The organism is Prosthecobacter vanneervenii, from assembly GCF_014203095.1.
Classification (GTDB): Bacteria; Verrucomicrobiota; Verrucomicrobiia; order Verrucomicrobiales; family Verrucomicrobiaceae; genus Prosthecobacter; species Prosthecobacter vanneervenii.
In genome coordinates, this window is record NZ_JACHIG010000004.1 from 284,074 (window position 1) to 300,683 (window position 16,610).

The following is a 16,610-nucleotide window of genomic DNA, read 5'->3' on the forward strand; positions in this document are numbered from 1 at the left end:
TCAAACTCAAATCTCGAATTTCAAATCCCCATTTCATCGCCACTGTCAGCACCATGAGCACCACACACGAACCCCAGGGCCTCCTCGGCATGAAGCCGGAGGAGATCGCCGCCGTGTTTGCGGAGCTGGGGCAGCCCGCTTTTCGTGCCAAGCAGCTTGTCGAATGGGTCTTTGCCAAACGCGCCGCCAGCTTGGAGGAGATGACCAATCTGCCCAAGGCCACCCGCGAGGCCCTGGCCACCCGCTTCGTCACGCGCACCATGAGCATCGCCAAGGTTACCGGCTCTCGCGATACGACTCGTAAATTCCTCCTCAAACTCCGCGACGGCCGCTATGTCGAGACCGTGCTCATCCCGGCCAATCCTGCCCTCTACGGCGGTGCCTCCGACCGCCGTACCCTCTGCGTCTCCAGCCAGGTGGGCTGCGCCTACGACTGCAAATTCTGCGCCAGCGGCCTCGCCGGCTTCACCCGTAATCTCACTGCGGCCGAGATCGTCGAGCAGATCGTGCAGGTGGAGGCCTACGCTGGAGAGCGTGTGGACAACCTTGTCTTCATGGGCATGGGAGAGCCCCTGGCCAATTTCTCCAACGTCACCAAGGCCATCGAGATCCTGAATGCAGAGTGGGGCATCGGCATCGGTGCGCGGCACATGACCGTCAGCACCAGCGGACTGGCCCCGCAGATCAAAAAGCTGGCGGATTTCCCGCTGCAGATCCGCCTGGCCATCTCCCTGCATGGCGCCACCGACGAGGTGCGCGACCAGATCATGCCGGTGAACCGCAAGCACAACCTCGCCGAACTCTTCGAGGCGCTCGACTACTGGAACCAGAAGCGGAAGCAGTTCCTTACCTTTGAGTTCATTCTCATCGCCAATGTGAATGACAGTCTGCCGCAGGCCCAGGCCCTGGCCAAACGCGCCCGCAGCGCCAATGCCAAGGTAAACCTCATCCCTTACAACACCGTCGATGGCCTCGACTGGGTGCGCCCAAGCGAGGCCAGTCAGGATGCCTTTCTCGCTGTGCTTACGAATGCGGGTGTCACCGCCACGCTGCGCCGGGAAAAAGGCCACGACATCGCTGCAGCCTGCGGTCAGCTCCGTCTCAAGCAGGAGACAGAGCTTGGCATCATCGAATCGCCCATCCCCGCCAAGCGCATCACCATCGGCGGCGGCGCTGGCTGAGATCTGGTCTTATCGTACTTTGCTTCGTGTAGGTTTCCGCACCGCTGCGGCAGGGGCGCGTTTCACGGGGCGCTTGAGCTTGGGCACCACGGGCTTGGAGACAGGGGCTGCCTGCGCTTCCTTCAGCTCACGCAGCTCTTTTTCCACCTGCGCCAGACGGCGGGAGGTGGCTTCCAGCTTGCGCACCACGAGGCGGGCCACAAACTCATAGAGGGCCGCGTGGAAATCCGGATCCTGCTCGCGCGGATGGATGTCCTGCAAAAACTTCTGGTCCACCGCCAGGCATACCGCCTTTGAAGAGGCGAGCACGGAGGCGAGACGCTTGTCATGGTTCACGAGCGCCAGCTCGCCAAAAACTTCCCCGATGCGGGTGATGGAGGCCACCTTCTTGGTGCCGACCCGCACCTCCAGCTCACCGCTGAGCAGGACGTAGATGCGGGAGTCGATGCTGCCTTCTTGGATGATGCAATCTCCTGGCTCGCACTGCAGCAGGCTGCTGGAATTGAGCACATCATCGAGCTGGTCATCGCTGAAACTGGCGAGAGCCGGAACCGCACGCAGAGGCGACGGGTTGTGCTTCTCGTCATGGATGTAAGCAAACTCTTTCATGGAACTACGGGATTGTGTCAGGAGGAAGGCGGCGTGGACAAGATAAATTTTGGTCAATTTCCGCCACTTTTCACAGCGGCATCATAGGCGGGCCAGAAGCTCGCAGGGGGCATCAGGTCCTTGCCACCATCGTCAAAACGCGTGCCGATCTCCTGCAGCGGCAGCTCTTTCGCCACATCAATGCCTGCCTTGATGCTCGCAGGGCTGAAAACCAGCCTTGTCAGCTTCATGCCCTTTAGCGGTGTCAGATCTGTCACAGGCGTTTCGCCAATGTGCAGGCGCTGCAGCGCCGTGCCGCTCAGCGGGGAGAGGTCCTTCACCTTCGTGCGGTGCAGCGTTACGCTTACCAGCGGCACCGTTTTTAGGGCACGGATGTCTTCCACTGGGCAGTCTGTCAGCCACAGCATCTGGATCGGGCAGTGCGCGATCCCCGAAATGTCTCCGATCGGGCAGCCCACCGCGTTCAGCTCCACCAGCGGCATTTTTTCCAGCGCCGCCAGGTTCTCCACGGGCGTGCGGCTCAGGTAGAGCTTCTCCAGCGGCATGCCACGCAGGGCGGAGAGATCTTTGACCTTCGTGTCCTCCAGGTACAGCTCCACCAGCTTTTTGCCCTGCAGCGGCCTCAGGTCGGTGATCGGTGTCTCGCTCAGATCCAGCGCCAGCGGCTCGATATGCTCCAGAAACTTCACATTCTCGATCTTCGCCCCGCGCAAGCTCAGCGCGATCACGTTGCCATTCTCGATGTTAAACTGCCCGTCCCCCAGGTACCCCGGGTTGTGGTACTTGATCTCCGTGTGCATCATCTCCTGCGTCCAATAGACCTTCTTTGGCTCCTCTTTGGCAGGCGCTGGGGCAGGAGCAGCAGGGGCCGCTGCCTTGTTTTCCGCTGCAGGCTTGGCCGCCTCCGCAGGCGCATTTTTCTTGGGCTCATCACCACACTGAGTCAGGAGCAGAGGCAGTACAAGGAGCAGGCTGGGCTTCATGGCACCGGCATGCCGGATTTCCCCGCTCCTTGCAAGCCGGAAGTGAAACAACAACGGCAAACGGACGTTTTCGCACCATCATCATGCGCCCGCTTCTTCTCCTTGCCTCACTGTTTCTCGTATCGTCCGCCTTCGCTGCCAAACCCAACGTCCTGCTCATCATCGCCGACGATCTGGGCTACAACGATGTCGGCTTTCAGGGTTCCAAGGAGATCACCACGCCCAATCTCGACAAGCTGGCCGCACGCAGCCTCGTCTGCACCAATGGCTATGTCTCCCACCCTTTCTGCAGCCCCACGCGCGCAGGCATCATGACCGGGCGCTACCAGCACCGCTTTGGCCATGAAAACAATCCCGCCTGGGTGCCGCAGGATACCGTGGCAGGCCTTCCGCTCACGGAGACCACCTTTCCGCAGCTCATGCGCCAGGCCGGCTACGTCACGGGTGCCGTGGGCAAGTGGCACCTCGGCGCGCATCCGCAGTTCCACCCGAATGAGCGCGGTTTTGATGAATACTTCGGCGCTCTCGGCGGCGGGCATCAGTACTTTCCCGGAGACAAAGGCGGCGTGGAGTACACCATCCCTCTCAATCGCAACGGCAAGGACGAAGCGCAGACCAAGTACCTCACTGAGCAGTTTGGCGATGAGGCTTCGTCATTCGTGGAGCGCCACGCTGGCAAGGACAAGCCCTGGATGCTCTATCTCGCCTTCAATGCCCCGCACACACCTCTCCAGGCTCCGCAGAAGTGGCTGGATAGGTACTCCCAGCTTGCCGACAAAAGCCGCCAGACCTACGCCGCCATGGTCTCGGCCATGGACGAAGCCATCGGTGCCGTGCTCGCCAAACTGGAAGCCACCAAGCAGGACGAGAACACACTCATCTATTTTGTCAGCGACAACGGAGGTCCTAATCTCCAGGCGAAAAGCGGCACCAACTTCACCAGCAACGCTCCCCTGCGTGGGGCCAAGGGCATGGTCTATGAAGGCGGCATGCGTGTGCCCTTCCTCGTCAGCTGGCCCGCAAGGATCAAGCCCGGCAAATACGAGCAGCCCGTCATCGCACTCGACTTCCTGCCCACCTCTCTGGCCGCTGCAGACTCCGCAGAGCTGACGCCGAAAAATCTGGATGGCGTGAATCTGCTGCCCTTCCTCAGTGGCGAAAAACCCGCCGCTCCTCATGACCTCCTCTTCTGGCGCACTGGCGGCCCCGGAGGCAACAACGCCGTGCGTCGTGGCAGCATGAAGCTCGTGCGTCTCGGCAAGGCGGAGCCTGAACTCTACGATCTCGCTGCAGACATCGGCGAGTCCAAAAACCTCGCCGCTGATAAGCCCGAAGTGGTCAAGGAACTCGTCTCCGCCATCGCCGATTGGGAAAAAGGCACCATCGCCCCCATCTTCGAAAGCCCCAAGCAGGGCAAACCTGCCGCGAAGAAGAAAAAGAAATAGCCTGATTCGCAGCGTTTCTGGCAGCATGAGGTTCATCATGCTGCGCCCGTTCCTTTTCCTTCTCTTCGTCTCCGTCGCCATGGCGGACGACTTTGATTCGCTGCGCGCCGTGGTGTCCAAAGCTGTCACCAAACAAAACCCTGCCGGTGCTGTGCTGTGGTTGGAGAGCGGAGATCAAAAGCTCACTCTCGTCGAAGGCCAGCGGGCACTCCTGCCGGCCAAAGAGGCCATGACTGAAGACACGGTCTTTGATGCGGCTTCTTTGACCAAGGTCGTTGCCACCCTGCCCAGCGTTTTGATCCTCATGCAGCAGGGAAAGATCGATCTGGAGGCCGAGGCACGGCGCTACATCCCCGAGATGCGTGCTTGCATCACACTGCGGCACCTGCTTACCCACACCTCCGGCTTCAAGCCGGGCATCCCCAAGGAGCCCGAATGGTCGGGCTACGCGGCGGGCATCGAGCGCGCCATCGCCACCGAGCCCGATGGCCCGCCCGGCCGCTTCTTTCGCTACTCGGACATCAATTTCATTCTGCTTGGCGAGATCGTCCAGCGCGTCAGCGGCATGAAGTTAAACGAGTTCGCCGCGCAGTACGTCTTCGAGCCCCTGCACATGGACTCCACCCGCTTCCTCCCGCCTGATGAGTGGAAGCCACGCATCGCCCCCACGGAGAAAGACGAGAGCGGCACCATGCTGCGTGGCGTGGTGCATGATCCCACCTCTCGCAAAATGGGCGGCGTCGCCGGGCACGCCGGCCTCTTCACCACCGCAGGCGATCTGGCCAAATATGCGCGCATGCTCCTCCAGGGCGGAGCCGGTGTGCTGAAACCGGAAACGGTCAAGCTCATGACCGCACCGCAGACTCCAGCCACCGTCTTTGAGCGCCGCGGCCTCGGCTGGGACATCGACTCCGCATTTAGCAGGCCACGCGGCAAGATTTTCCCCCTCGGTTCCTACGGCCACACCGGCTTCACCGGCACCAGCCTGTGGATCGATCCCGCCTCGCAGTCCTTCGTCATCTTCATGAGCTCCCGCCTGCATCCGCATGGCAAAGGCAGCGTGCGTGACTTGTATGAAGACATTGGCACCACCGCAGCTCAGTGCCTCAAGCTCGCTCCCGCAGCGGGCTCGCTCTGGCCTCGGGCAGAAAAGGAAGTGCCCACCGTGCTCAATGGCATCGACGTGCTTGCCCGCCGAAAATTTGCCGATCTCAAAGGACTTCGCATCGGCCTCATCACCAATCAGACCGGCATCGACGCCCGTCGGCAAAGCACCATCGATCTCCTCGCCAAGGCCCCCGACGTGAAGCTGAAAAAACTTTTCAGCCCCGAGCACGGCATCCGTGGCGAGCTGGACCAGGAAAAGATCAGCAACTCCACCGACAAAAAGACCGGCCTGCCCATCATCAGCCTCTACGGCACCCAGCGCGCACCCACCCAGGAGCAGCTCGCCGACGTGGACGCCCTCGTCTTCGACATCCAGGACATCGGCTGCCGCTTCTACACCTACATCGGCACCATGCGGCTCTGCATGGAGTCCGCCGCCAAGGCCAAAAAAGCCTTCTATGTGCTCGATCGCGTCAACCCCATCGGCGGCCTCCAGGTGGAAGGCCCCGCCGTCATCGATGCCGAAAAACCCACCTCCACCCACGCCATCCCCCTTCGTCACGGCATGACCGCCGGCGAACTCGCCGCCATGATGAACGCCGAGCGCGCCATGCAGTGCGATCTGAAAATCATCCCCGTCGAGGGCTGGCAGCGCTCTCTGCTCTTTGATCAGACAGGTCTCCCCTGGATCAATCCCTCGCCCAACATGCGCTCGCTCAATGCCGCGCTGCTGTATCCTGGTATCGGCCTGCTGGAGTTCAGCATCACCGTCGGTCGCGGCACAGACACCCCCTTTGAAGTCTTTGGCGCACCTTATGTGGATGACCTGCGCCTGTCCTATGAGCTGAACAAACTCGGTCTCCCTGGTGTGCAGTTCACCCCCGTCTGCTTCACCCCCACCGCCAGTATCTTCAAAGGCCAGCCCTGCGGCGGCGTGCGCATGACCATCACCGACCGCGAGGCGCTCCGCCCCGTGGAGCTCGGCGTGGCCGTGGCTTGCACCCTGCAGCGCCTGTATCCCAAAGCCTTCGACCTTCCCAAAGTGGACACCCTCATGAACCGCGCCACCAGCGTCAAAAAAATTGCTGCCGGAGATTCCTGGCGTCAGGTCTTGGCAGACTGGGCGGAGGGTACGCAGGCCTTTGAGCAGCGCCGCAGCGCATTTCTCCGCTACTGATGGACTCCGGGCTTGCCTCCAGACCGCCAGCCTGTGCTAGCATGTACACGATGAATCTACGCCGCTGTCTCCTCGCCTGCACTCTCCTGATCGCCGCCTGCGGCAAAGAAGGCAGCGGGCGCGCTGAATCGCGCGGCACCATCGCCGTCTCGCTCCTCTCTCTGCAAAATCCCTTCTTCAAAGTCATCGGCGACAACGTCGCCGCCGAGGCTGCAAAGCATGGTTACGACACCCTCGTGGTCAGTGCCGACCACGACGTCGCGCGCCAGAGCAATCAGATCAAAGACTTCGTCGTCAAAGACGTGGCCGCCATCGTGCTCAGCCCCGCCGACTCCAAGGCCATCGTTCCCGTCATCCAGGAGGCCAACAAGGCCGGCATCCCCGTCTTCACCGTGGACGTGCCCTGCAACGAGCCCGGCGTCAAAATCACCACCCAGGTGGCCACGGACAACTACGGCGGCGGCAGGATGGCGGGCGAGGCCATGATCGAGGCTCTGCAAGGGAAGGGGGGCAAGATCGGCGTGCTCGACCTCAAGGCGGTCGAATCTTGCATTCTTCGCGTGAAGGGATTCCGCGAAGTCATCGACGCCCACAACGCCACCGCCGTGAGCAAGATCGAGATCGTCAGCCAGCTCGACTGCGGCGGCGCCAATGACAAAGGCTACAAGGTCACCGAAGACATGCTCCAGGCCCAGCCGGATCTCGTGGGCATCTTTGCCATCAATGACCCCGGTGCTCTCGGCGCGCGCGGAGCCCTCGAAAAAGCCGGAAAGGCAGATCGTGTGGTGATCATCGGCTTCGACGGCCAGCCCGAAGGCAAGCAGGCCATCAAAGACGGCAAAATCTACGCCGACCCCATCCAGTTCCCCGACAAGATGGGCCAGGAAGTCGTGCGCGCCTACATGCGCTATTCCAGAGGCGAAGACCTGCCGCCTGCGCTCCTCATTCCCACAAGCCTATACCGCAAAGCCGATGGCGCGGCAGATGCTTCACTCCACTGATCTTCACCATGTCCCTTCACACACCATTCACCCTCATCGCTCTGCTGCTCCTCAGCTCAGCCACGCTCCGCGCTGACGAGCCCAAACCTGATTCCGAATTCACCACCACCGATCCCAAGAAGGTCAAAATCCTCGAAGACTCCTCGCGCGAGAAAGATACCGAGATCGACCACTTCCGGCACCTCTGCCCAGGCCTCGGTGGCTATCAGATCATCCATGAAGGCGGCGACCTCCGCAGCTGGATCAATCTCATCTACGACGGCGGAAAGACCGACCTCATGAACGACACCCTTAGCGCCTGCCCAGGTCAGTTTCCAGCCAAGGCCAATAATGTGGTGCAGTGGCGCGGCTTCCGCAAAGGCGGCTCCTTCATGCCTTACGCCGTCATCTACCGCATGATGTCCAGCGCCGATGACGCCAAACAGACTCGCTTGGAGACGCTCGTCATCATCAAGCTCGATGGTCGGAAGTCTCGCGTTGTTGGCCATGTGGATTCCAAGGAAGGAAATGAAAAAGCCGAGATCTTGGCCGACAAGCTCTGCATGCCTTGAGCACTCACGCATGAAACCACCGGCCCCACTCCGTCTTCTGCTGCTTTCAGCGTTCGTCGTCTTCGCCTGCTCACTCCGCGCAGCTGAAGAAGGCCCGCCCCATGTCCGCATCCTTTTCTTCGGCAACAGCTACACCGCCTTCAACCGCATGCCCGGCATGGTGGGGGAGCTCATGTCTTCCTCCGGAATGCTGTCTCCACACATCGGCAGCAGTGTGCATGGCAACTACACCTTGGAACAGCACGCCCACAATGAAGAAGGCCTGGCACTATTGAAAAAAGGGGCCGACGACGGCAAACCTTGGGACGTCGTCGTGGTGCAGGAGCAGAGCATCATCTCCGCCGCCGCCGCTGTGGAGGCAGATTCCAGAAGCCTGATGGAAAGCGGCTTTTCCAAGCTCGTCAAACTGGCCCGCGAAGCCAACCCCAGTGTCCTGATCGTGGATTTCCAAGTCTGGCCACGGCATGAAAAGCTCTGGAAGGAGCAGAGCAAAGAGGCCCGTCTCACAGGTGCCAGTCAAGCCGAGGCCCGTGTCAATATTCATCTCGCCAATGTGCGTGTCATGAAAGCAGCTCTGGAAAAAAATCCAGGCGCTCAGATTCTCATCAGCCCGGTGGGAGACTTCTGGTGGCTTGTGCACGATCAATATCCCGCACTTTCGCTTTACGCCGAAGACGGCACCCACGCCGACATGCTTGGCACCCTGCTCGGGGCCTACGTCATCGCAGGCAGCATCGGTGGTCGTGAAGTCATCGAGCACGCCACCTGGATGCCCCCAGACTGCCCCTCCATGCAGGTGCTCCGCCTCAAGAAAGTCGTCCTCGACCATCCCGAACTCTTCAAGAACGCAGGAAAGTAGGCGGCAGCTCTTTTCTTTGCCGGGAGCGCCGGTTTTTAACCGGCTCCGGTGAACGCTGCAGCGCCACAAAAACTCTGTCTCATTTCGGCCGCCACGACGTGATGTCATCGCTCGTGCGCGGCTGCTGATCTTTGCCGTTGCTATAAACAGCGATCTTCAGCGGCAGATGCGCCGGCTGGTTGGCCGAGATCCTGGGATCGCTGTTGCTGATGTCGGGATTCTTCACCTGGTTGTCACCGTTCGTATCCAGCAGGATGTGGTAGGGCTGGCCGTACAGGTCCGCCAGCTTGAAGGGGCGTGCCGCACCCACCAGCCCATGGCGGCCATTGTTCGCTGGCGGAAAGGTGGCGTATTGGACGCGCTTGGGGTTCATGTCCATCGTCCCGCTCGAAGAAGGTGGAATTCCCATGAGCGTGTCCACCAGGGCATTGTTTCCATCCGTGAGCAGTTCGGGCGCGTCTTCCCCATTGGCGCCACTGACGTTGGAGTCGGTGGGATAGCGCCCATAGTCAGTCTGGAAGTGGTCAATGCCGTTCCTCAGATCCATGATGGCCGCTCGCACTTTCACACGATTGGCTTGTTCGGTGATTTGGGTGACTCCCACCGCCGTCAGGCTGGCGAGAACCGCGATGATGGTGATCGTGATGAGCAGTTCGATCAGGGTGAACGCTCTCGAAGCATGCTTACGGTGCGTTTTCATGATCCGATATTACCGGAACTGCCACCGGCGGGTCAATGCTGCTTTTTCTCCGCATCATGCACACGCACAGGACTCTCTCTGAGCTGGCTCTGCCGGTGGCACCTGCTGATGAGAGTCATGGCCACGCTCGCCAGAATCGCGAGGATGGTCAGCGCCACCAGATACTCCGGATTGGAAAAGGCCCGCGAACACCGCACTTGTTGCGTATTCATGCCTCTAAAATACTCGGAATGAAGGGGCCAGGTCAATCCTGCTCTTTTCACCCTTGATCCCCCGCCTGAATCAGCGCAGGGCTGCCTGCTCCGTGAACAAAGAAACCGTCCTCGCTCAAATCGTCTCCGTCCTCAGCACCGAGCTCGCCACCCTCACCCGTGCCGCGCAGGGCTCCTTTGCCGCAGCCACAGACCCCGACAGCAAGGCGGAAAACAAATACGACACCCGTACCCTCGAGGCCTCTTACGTCGCCCGCGGTCAGGCCCAGCGCGTGGCCGAGCTTCAAGAGGCCGTGCGTGCCTTCGGCGCATTGTCAGGAAACACCCTCGAGTCAGGTGCCGCCATCACACTCGGAGCCCTCGTCACCTTGGAAACTTTCGGCGAACAAACACACTACTTCCTCGGTCCCTTCGCAGGCGGTACGGAGGTTGTGCATGCAGGCCAGGAAGTCGTCGTCATCACCCCCGCATCCGCCTTGGGTCAAAAACTCATCGCCAGGCGGGCAGGGGACACCATCGCCATGCGCCCCGGCCTTTCTGCAAAGGTGACCGCAGTGGCTTGATCACGCCTAGCAGTCACACCCGCAGCATCCACATCCGTCGCCGTCGCAGGGATTGCAGTCGATCATGGAACTCCCGCCTCTGGTCCATCCGGGGCGGCAGCAGTCACAGCAGTCACTGCAATCGCCGCAGTGGCACCCATCGCATTTGTCCCAGCACGAGCGTTTCCGCCGGGTGCCTTCAATGGGTGACTGCACATGCTTCGTGCCTTTCTTCGTGTCTCCCGCCACCTGCACCACCCGCGCTTCCGCACCAGCGATCAGCACCGTCTGCAGCAGGTCGCGATGTCGCCGCAGCGGCAGGGCATCAAACGCACACCGCAGGCTGGCCAGTGCCTGCTCAAGCTTAGGCAGTAACGCCGCCCGCCGCCCCACGAGATCAGGAAAGGCATGCAGCGGATTGAACTGTCCACGCTTCTTGTCCCGCGCCCAATCCTCCCAGGCATCCTGCGCGTAGATGAGAAAACCCAGGCTCTCACCGAGTTGATGCAGCAGCGGTTTCGCACCCGGTGCACCCGACACCTGCGCCAGGTGCCCCACGATCTCACCATACGCCGCACACGTCGGCCTGGCGCATTCATGGAGGCTGGCCGATGAATGCTCAATGTCAGCCTGTCCGGCCATCCAGCCGCGAACGTCTTGCACCGGAAAACGCATCGCATGCAGCAGACCCAGCGCGTCGCCGATGGGCCTGTCGAGCGCTCTCGATCCCACACGCGCCGCATGGCGTCGCCACCCCCGCTCATCCTGCGCATCGTCATCCAGCTTCGCGCTCAGGCCGCAGACAGTCACAGCGGCGGTGTATTGCAGCACCGGGCTGTCCGCCACGAGATCACGCGGCGTGGCAAATGCATTGCAACACGTCGTCCGGCACAGCACCGGCGGTGCTTCCGCCAGGGCGGAACCCAGCAGCGTCAGAAAAGCACTGTCCCGGTTCACCAGCCAGCGCGCCCACGCGCCATAGTGACGGTGCAGACTGGTGCCCAGACCGCAGAAGTGTGCGCGGTACAGAGAGGCTGCCTTCTGGCAGCACATGGCAGGACCTGGGAGATGGCCGAACATTCACAAACATGGCGCAAGCACCTGCTGCCACGAGCAAAAAATTCGATCACCCCGCCCGCCGCATCTCCACGATCCACGCCGGCGCTGCTCCCTGGCCGGGCACTGACGTGTCCGGCTGCCGCTTCAGCCCCACCGTGTGCTTCAGAAGCCACTCCAGACCTTCCCAGAAGCGCACCGCATCCAGCACCGGATTCAGCACATTCGTTACCGGGCAGTAATGCACATCCTTCGGGTTGGTGTGATGCACCGCATGATGCTGCGGCGTCTGAAGTATGCGCACATCCTGCAGCCATGAAATCACCCGCCCGTTCTCCTTCCGCGTGCGGTGCGCCCACTTGTGCACCTCGTTCGCATTCCCGCCCACCAGCGCAAACAGCCACACATGCCACGTCAGGCAGCCCAGCCACGCCGCCGCGATGATGAGCATCCCCATCGTCATCACCAGCTCCTTGTTGCTCTCCCACCACGTGTTGTGCGTCATGTGCCGTGGCAGGTGATGATGCACAATGTTCGGCCTGCCCAGCCACCGCCCCAGCCACGGCGTGTCCTCCCGCACATACGCGTCCTCAAACCAATGAACCAGCCCCGCCGCAAAATCCGCCGCCAGCACCACACCTGCTGCTTGTAGAGAGAGTAAGATAAGGTCTTTCATGACCCCGCACCTCTGTCTCAGCCTTCGCAAATCAGGATATTGATAGTCTTGAAGCTGCGATTGAGGGGATCAATGGAACGGCCACAGACGCCATCAAGTCATGAACGGTCCTGGTTGTTTAATACAACAGGTCGAGTTTTATCAGCGTGTTGATCCTGGCTTCGGTGTTGTCGAAATAGAAGTGAGCATCGATCGGGTTCAGCCATCCGGTGCTGTCCTGGATGACATTGTTGGGATGCAGATCAAAGACATCCACTTCTCCAACCAATGGGTCATCAAAGGTGAAATTTCCTCCAAGTGATCTTGGGTATGGGTCGCGCAGATTGTGACGAAGAAGGCCTGCTTTGAGTTCTGGCCACTCGGGGTGGATTCCGTTGATATAAGGCTGTGTAATGACCGTGTGGAAACGACTGCCCTCCGTAAAAACCCCTTCAAGCTGGATGTCATCGGCAAAGAAATGATTGGAGAGCAGCAGGTCGGTCAGATAGTCGAATAAAGACTCCGTGGCCAGCATGTGCGCATCGGCAACTTTCATGACACGGCCTGTCTCGGGAATATAAGCCACCCGATGCTCTTTTCCGCCTTTCATGGGAAAGGCACCAAGTCTTGCTCGGACGTCTGCTGAATCGAGTTGAAGGCCTGTGCTCTCAATAAAAACGCTCAAGGTACGGATTTCATCGTCAATTGATTGATCCGCACTTTCTCCATGGTCACCACGCCTTGCGTCTGCAAGGCTCTTCGCCGCGCTTCGGAGAAGCTCTTGCGAACCACGGAAAGATCCGAGGCTGTTTCCTGAGTCGGCTTTTGGGTGGGTGTACTTTTCTTGTTCAATATCCCACTTTGCCTCATTAGCATGCACCTGTCAAAAAGCCGCAGCCCACCGGGGCCCTTTGCAGTCGGCTTTGTCCGACAAAAAAGGGGCATGCAAGCCCCGCAGGGCTTGCATGCCTAAGATCATCTCGGCCCGCTACTTCACCAGCCTCACCATCAGATCCTTGCTCTCCACGCTTTCGCTGATCTTGACGCAGATCTCGCTGACGGTGCCCGCGATCGGTGACGCCACGGCGGCAAACATCTTCATGGCCTCCAGCGTCAGAAGAGTCTCCCCTTCCTTAACCTTCTGACCCACGCTCACCGCAATGCTCGCCACCATGCCTGGCATCGGCGCGCCGACTTGAGTCGGGTCTGCCGGGTCCGCCTTGGTCTTGGTCACGGCGTTCTTCGCCAGTGCCTTGTTCGTCACCGTCGTGTGGCGCGGGTAGCCATTGAGTTCAAAGATCGCCGTCTGCTGGCCGTTCTGATCGGCCTCAGTCATGTTGAGCAGGCGCACAAACAGCGTCTTGCCCTCTTCCAGGTTGATGTGGATCTCCTCCTTGTCCTGCAGGCCGTAGTAGTAGGCCGGTGTGGGCAGTGCGGAGACATCGCCGTAGGTCTTGCGGAAATCCGCAAACTTCAGGAACACATCCGGATACATGAGGTAGCTCCACACATCATCATCGGTGGGGTCCTTCTTCAGCTTGCCCTTCAGCTCGGCGCGCACTTCGGTCAGGTTCACCTTCGCCGCATGGGTGCCGGGGCGGCCCTTGATGCGCTTGCCGTCCTTGCCCACGATGGCGTCGGCCAGCTTGTTCCACTTCTTGCGTGAATCCGCCGCCTTGGCGGGCTCCATGCCGTAGAAGGGCTCTCCCAGCCAGCCTTCAAACATGCTGGTCACGTCCTTGCTCCACTTCGTGCCGGTCAGGTTGAAGACATCGCTCGGTTTCACACCGCGCGCTACGCACTCGATCGCCAGGTCGCCCACCACCTTGCTGGACGGTGTCACCTTCACGATGTCACCGCAGAGCTGGTTCACTTCCGCATAGGCGTGCGCGATCTCCGGCCAGCGTGGCCCCAGGCCCATGCCGATGGCCTGCTCCTTGAGGTTCGTGTACTGGCCGCCGGGCATCTCGTGCAGGTACACTTCCGCCGTGCCATACGGCTCCGCAGTATCAAAGGGCTTGTAGTAGGCGCGCACCGCTGCCCAGTAGTCGCTGAATTCCTGCAGGGCCTCGCTGTCCAGTCCAGTGTCACGCGGCGTGTTCTGCATTGCCGCCACGATGGAGTTCAGGTTCGGCTGCGAAGTGCCGCCGGAGAGCGATGAGATCGCCGCATCCACCACATCCACACCCGCCGTGGCGGCTTCCAGAATGCTGGAGGCATTCAGGCCGCTGGTGTCATGCGTGTGGAAATGGATCGGCAGGCCCACCTCATCCTTCAGCGCTTTGACAAGTTTCTTTGCGGCAAAGGGGCGCACCAGGCCCGCCATGTCCTTGATGCAGAGCATGTGCGCTCCCATCTTTTCCAGCTCCTTGGCCAGGCGCACGTAGTACTTCAGGTCATACTTGTCGCGCTTCGGGTCCAGGATGTCGCCGGTGTAGCACAGCGTGCCTTCGCAGATGGAGTTCGTCTCCTCGCGCACCGCATCCATCGCCGCCTTCAGGTTTGGCAGGTAGTTCAGCGAGTCAAAGATGCGGAAGATGTCCATCCCGTTCTCTGCAGAGTGCTTGATGAAGCCCTTCACCACGTTGTCCGGGTAGTTCGTATAGCCCACCGCGTTCGAGCCGCGGAACAGCATCTGCAGCAGAATGTTCGGCACCTTGGCGCGGATCGAGCGCAGGCGCTCCCACGGATCTTCACGCAGGAAGCGCATCGTCACGTCAAAGGTCGCACCGCCCCACATCTCCAGGGAGAAAAGGTTCGGCGTGCGGCGTGCCACGCTGTCCGCCACGGCCAGCATGTCATAAGTGCGCATGCGTGTCGCCAGCAGGGACTGGTGCGCGTCGCGCATCGTCGTGTCCGTCAGCAGCAGCTTCTTCTGCTTCGCCACCCAGTTCAGGCAGAATTTCTCCGGGCCCATCTCCGTCAGCAGCTGCTTGGTGCCCTTGGCAGGCTCCACGCGGTGGTCATACTTCGGAATCGGCGGCGCCGTGAAGGCCTTGGAAATCTTGTGCCCCTTCGCAAACGGATTCCCGTTCACGATCGTGTCTGCCAGATAGCTCAGCATCTTCGAGGCACGGTCCTTGCGCGCCACAAACTTCAGCAGGTCCGGGTTGTTGTCGATGAAGCGCGTCGTCGCCTGCCCGGACATGAAGTCCGGGTGGTGCACCACGTTCATGAGGAAGGGGATGTTCGTCTTCACCCCGCGGATGCGGAATTCGCGCAGGCCACGGTCCATGCGGTCCAGCGCCTGCTTGTACGTGCGGGCAAAGACCGTCATCTTCACCAGCATCGAGTCATAGTAGGGTGTGATCACCGCATTCGTCGCCCCCAGCGCACCGTCCAGGCGGATGCCAAAGCCACCCGCGCTGCGGTAGGTCAGGATCTTGCCAAAGTCCGGCGTGAAGCCGTTCTCCGGATCTTCCGTGGTGATACGGCACTGGATGGCAAAGCCGCTCTTCTCGATCTTATCCTGCGCCGGCAGCGCCAGCGGTTCATCGTGCATCTTGTGCCCCTGCGCGATCAGGATCTGGCTGCGCACGATGTCGATGCCCGTGATCTCCTCCGTCACCGTGTGTTCCACCTGGATGCGTGGATTCATTTCAATGAAGTACCACTCGCCCGACTCGTGATCCACCAGGAACTCCACCGTGCCCGCATGCGTGTAGTTCACCTCCTGCGCCAGCTTCACCGCCGCATCGCACAGGCCGTCGATGATCTCCTGCTTGATGCCGTAGCTTGGTGCCTGCTCGATCACCTTCTGGTGGCGGCGCTGCACGGAGCAGTCGCGCTCATGCAGGTGCAGCACGTTGCCGTGCTTGTCCGCCAGGATCTGCACCTCGATGTGCTTGGCCTTGCCCACAAATTTTTCCAGGAACACCGCCCCGTTGCCAAAGGCGCGTTCGGCTTCCGTCTGCGCCTCGTCCAGCAGCTTCTCCAGGTCCTTCGCCTCGCGCACCACGCGCATGCCGCGCCCACCGCCGCCAAAGGCCGCCTTGATGATCAGCGGAAAGCCGATCTTCTTCGCCGTCGCCAGCGCCTCCTTGCGGTCGCTCACCGGCTCATCCGTGCCTTCCAGGATCGGCACCCGGAGCTTGCGCGCCACATTGCGGGCCGCCGTCTTGTCTCCCATCATCTCCAGGATTTTCGAGTCCGGGCCGATGAAGATGATCCCGGCATCCGCGCAGGCCTTGGCAAACTGCGGGTTCTCAGACAGGAAGCCGTAGCCCGGATGGATGGCGTCTACGCCTTTCTCCTTGGCCAGCGTCACGATGCCCTCGATGTCCAGATAGGCTCCCAGGGGTCCCTTGTCCTTGTTCAGCTCATAGGCCTCGTCCGCCTTGAAGCGGTGCGGGCAGAAGCGGTCCTCCTGCGCATAGATCCCCACCGTTTTCAGCCCCAGCTCGGTGGCCGCCCGCATCACGCGGATGGCGATTTCAGAGCGGTTCGCCACCATCAGTTTCTTGATGGGGCGGATCGTGGAGGCGGCTGGTGCTTTCTTGGACATGGTGGGGTTGGTTGGAATGCGCGCGCAC

At 60.9% G+C, this 16,610-nt stretch carries 15 protein-coding genes; 7 read left to right on the forward strand and 8 right to left on the reverse strand.

Annotated elements, in window-relative coordinates; genetic code table 11:
* Nucleotides 1–53: 53 nt before the first annotated feature.
* Nucleotides 54–1,181: a 23S rRNA (adenine(2503)-C(2))-methyltransferase RlmN gene (rlmN, locus tag HNQ65_RS11275; RefSeq protein ID WP_184339626.1), complete on the forward strand. Its 1,128-nt coding sequence runs from the start codon at nucleotides 54–56 to the stop codon at nucleotides 1,179–1,181.
* Between the two features lie 9 nt (nucleotides 1,182–1,190).
* On the opposite strand, the gene HNQ65_RS11280 is transcribed toward rlmN, so the two are convergent.
* Both HNQ65_RS11280 and HNQ65_RS11285 read right to left on the reverse strand, forming a co-directional pair.
* Nucleotides 1,191–1,790 (reverse strand): cyclic nucleotide-binding domain-containing protein, encoded by a 600-nt coding sequence (locus HNQ65_RS11280; protein WP_184339627.1) that lies wholly within the window; start codon nucleotides 1,788–1,790, stop codon nucleotides 1,191–1,193.
* A 53-nt stretch (nucleotides 1,791–1,843) separates the two neighbouring features.
* Nucleotides 1,844–2,773 carry a leucine-rich repeat domain-containing protein gene (locus tag HNQ65_RS11285; protein WP_184339628.1) on the reverse strand — a complete coding sequence of 310 codons (930 nt, stop codon included), beginning with the start codon at nucleotides 2,771–2,773 and terminating at the stop codon, nucleotides 1,844–1,846.
* 83 nt (nucleotides 2,774–2,856) lie between these two features.
* Between HNQ65_RS11285 and HNQ65_RS11290 the strand changes: the two genes are divergently transcribed.
* The 5 genes from HNQ65_RS11290 to HNQ65_RS11310 are packed head-to-tail and all read left to right on the forward strand — an operon-like array spanning nucleotide 2,857 to nucleotide 8,913.
* Nucleotides 2,857–4,218, forward strand: a complete 1,362-nt coding sequence (locus HNQ65_RS11290) for a sulfatase (protein ID WP_184339629.1) — start codon at nucleotides 2,857–2,859, stop codon at nucleotides 4,216–4,218.
* A gap of 37 nt (nucleotides 4,219–4,255) precedes the next feature.
* The gene (locus tag HNQ65_RS11295) at nucleotides 4,256–6,502 is read left to right on the forward strand and encodes an exo-beta-N-acetylmuramidase NamZ domain-containing protein (RefSeq protein ID WP_184339630.1); all 2,247 of its coding nucleotides are present in this window, start codon (nucleotides 4,256–4,258) and stop codon (nucleotides 6,500–6,502) included.
* Nucleotides 6,503–6,552: 50 nt separating this feature from the next.
* The gene (locus HNQ65_RS11300; protein WP_221306132.1) at nucleotides 6,553–7,503 is read left to right on the forward strand and encodes a substrate-binding domain-containing protein; all 951 of its coding nucleotides are present in this window, start codon (nucleotides 6,553–6,555) and stop codon (nucleotides 7,501–7,503) included.
* Nucleotides 7,504–7,511: 8 nt separating this feature from the next.
* Nucleotides 7,512–8,054, forward strand: coding sequence for a hypothetical protein (locus HNQ65_RS11305; RefSeq protein WP_184339632.1), 543 nt, complete (start codon nucleotides 7,512–7,514; stop codon nucleotides 8,052–8,054).
* Between the two features lie 10 nt (nucleotides 8,055–8,064).
* Nucleotides 8,065–8,913: a hypothetical protein gene (locus HNQ65_RS11310; protein ID WP_184339633.1), complete on the forward strand. Its 849-nt coding sequence runs from the start codon at nucleotides 8,065–8,067 to the stop codon at nucleotides 8,911–8,913.
* Nucleotides 8,914–8,992: 79 nt separating this feature from the next.
* Here HNQ65_RS11310 and HNQ65_RS11315 read toward each other — a convergent pair whose 3' ends face one another.
* Nucleotides 8,993–9,613, reverse strand: coding sequence for a prepilin-type N-terminal cleavage/methylation domain-containing protein (locus HNQ65_RS11315; protein WP_184339634.1), 621 nt, complete (start codon nucleotides 9,611–9,613; stop codon nucleotides 8,993–8,995).
* Between the two features lie 32 nt (nucleotides 9,614–9,645).
* Nucleotides 9,646–9,825: a type II secretion system protein gene (locus HNQ65_RS11320; RefSeq protein ID WP_184339635.1), complete on the reverse strand. Its 180-nt coding sequence runs from the start codon at nucleotides 9,823–9,825 to the stop codon at nucleotides 9,646–9,648.
* A 53-nt stretch (nucleotides 9,826–9,878) separates the two neighbouring features.
* On the opposite strand from HNQ65_RS11320, the gene HNQ65_RS11325 reads away from it, so the two are divergent.
* A complete protein-coding gene (locus HNQ65_RS11325) occupies nucleotides 9,879–10,388 on the forward strand; it encodes a hypothetical protein (protein ID WP_221306133.1) in 510 nt (169 codons plus the stop codon).
* Nucleotides 10,389–10,394: 6 nt separating this feature from the next.
* Here the strand turns inward: HNQ65_RS11325 and HNQ65_RS11330 are convergent, their stop codons facing one another.
* From HNQ65_RS11330 to HNQ65_RS11345, 4 genes are all read right to left on the reverse strand, one after another.
* A complete protein-coding gene (locus tag HNQ65_RS11330) occupies nucleotides 10,395–11,420 on the reverse strand; it encodes a DUF5685 family protein (RefSeq protein ID WP_184339637.1) in 1,026 nt (341 codons plus the stop codon).
* Nucleotides 11,421–11,493: 73 nt separating this feature from the next.
* Entirely contained in the window at nucleotides 11,494–12,099 is a 606-nt protein-coding gene (locus HNQ65_RS11335) for a fatty acid desaturase CarF family protein (RefSeq protein WP_184339638.1), read from the reverse strand.
* A gap of 118 nt (nucleotides 12,100–12,217) precedes the next feature.
* Nucleotides 12,218–12,958 carry a putative polyvalent protein kinase domain-containing protein gene (locus tag HNQ65_RS11340; RefSeq protein WP_184339639.1) on the reverse strand — a complete coding sequence of 247 codons (741 nt, stop codon included), beginning with the start codon at nucleotides 12,956–12,958 and terminating at the stop codon, nucleotides 12,218–12,220.
* 108 nt (nucleotides 12,959–13,066) lie between these two features.
* Nucleotides 13,067–16,582: a pyruvate carboxylase gene (locus tag HNQ65_RS11345; protein ID WP_184339640.1), complete on the reverse strand. Its 3,516-nt coding sequence runs from the start codon at nucleotides 16,580–16,582 to the stop codon at nucleotides 13,067–13,069.
* Between the last annotated feature and the right edge of the window lie 28 nt (nucleotides 16,583–16,610).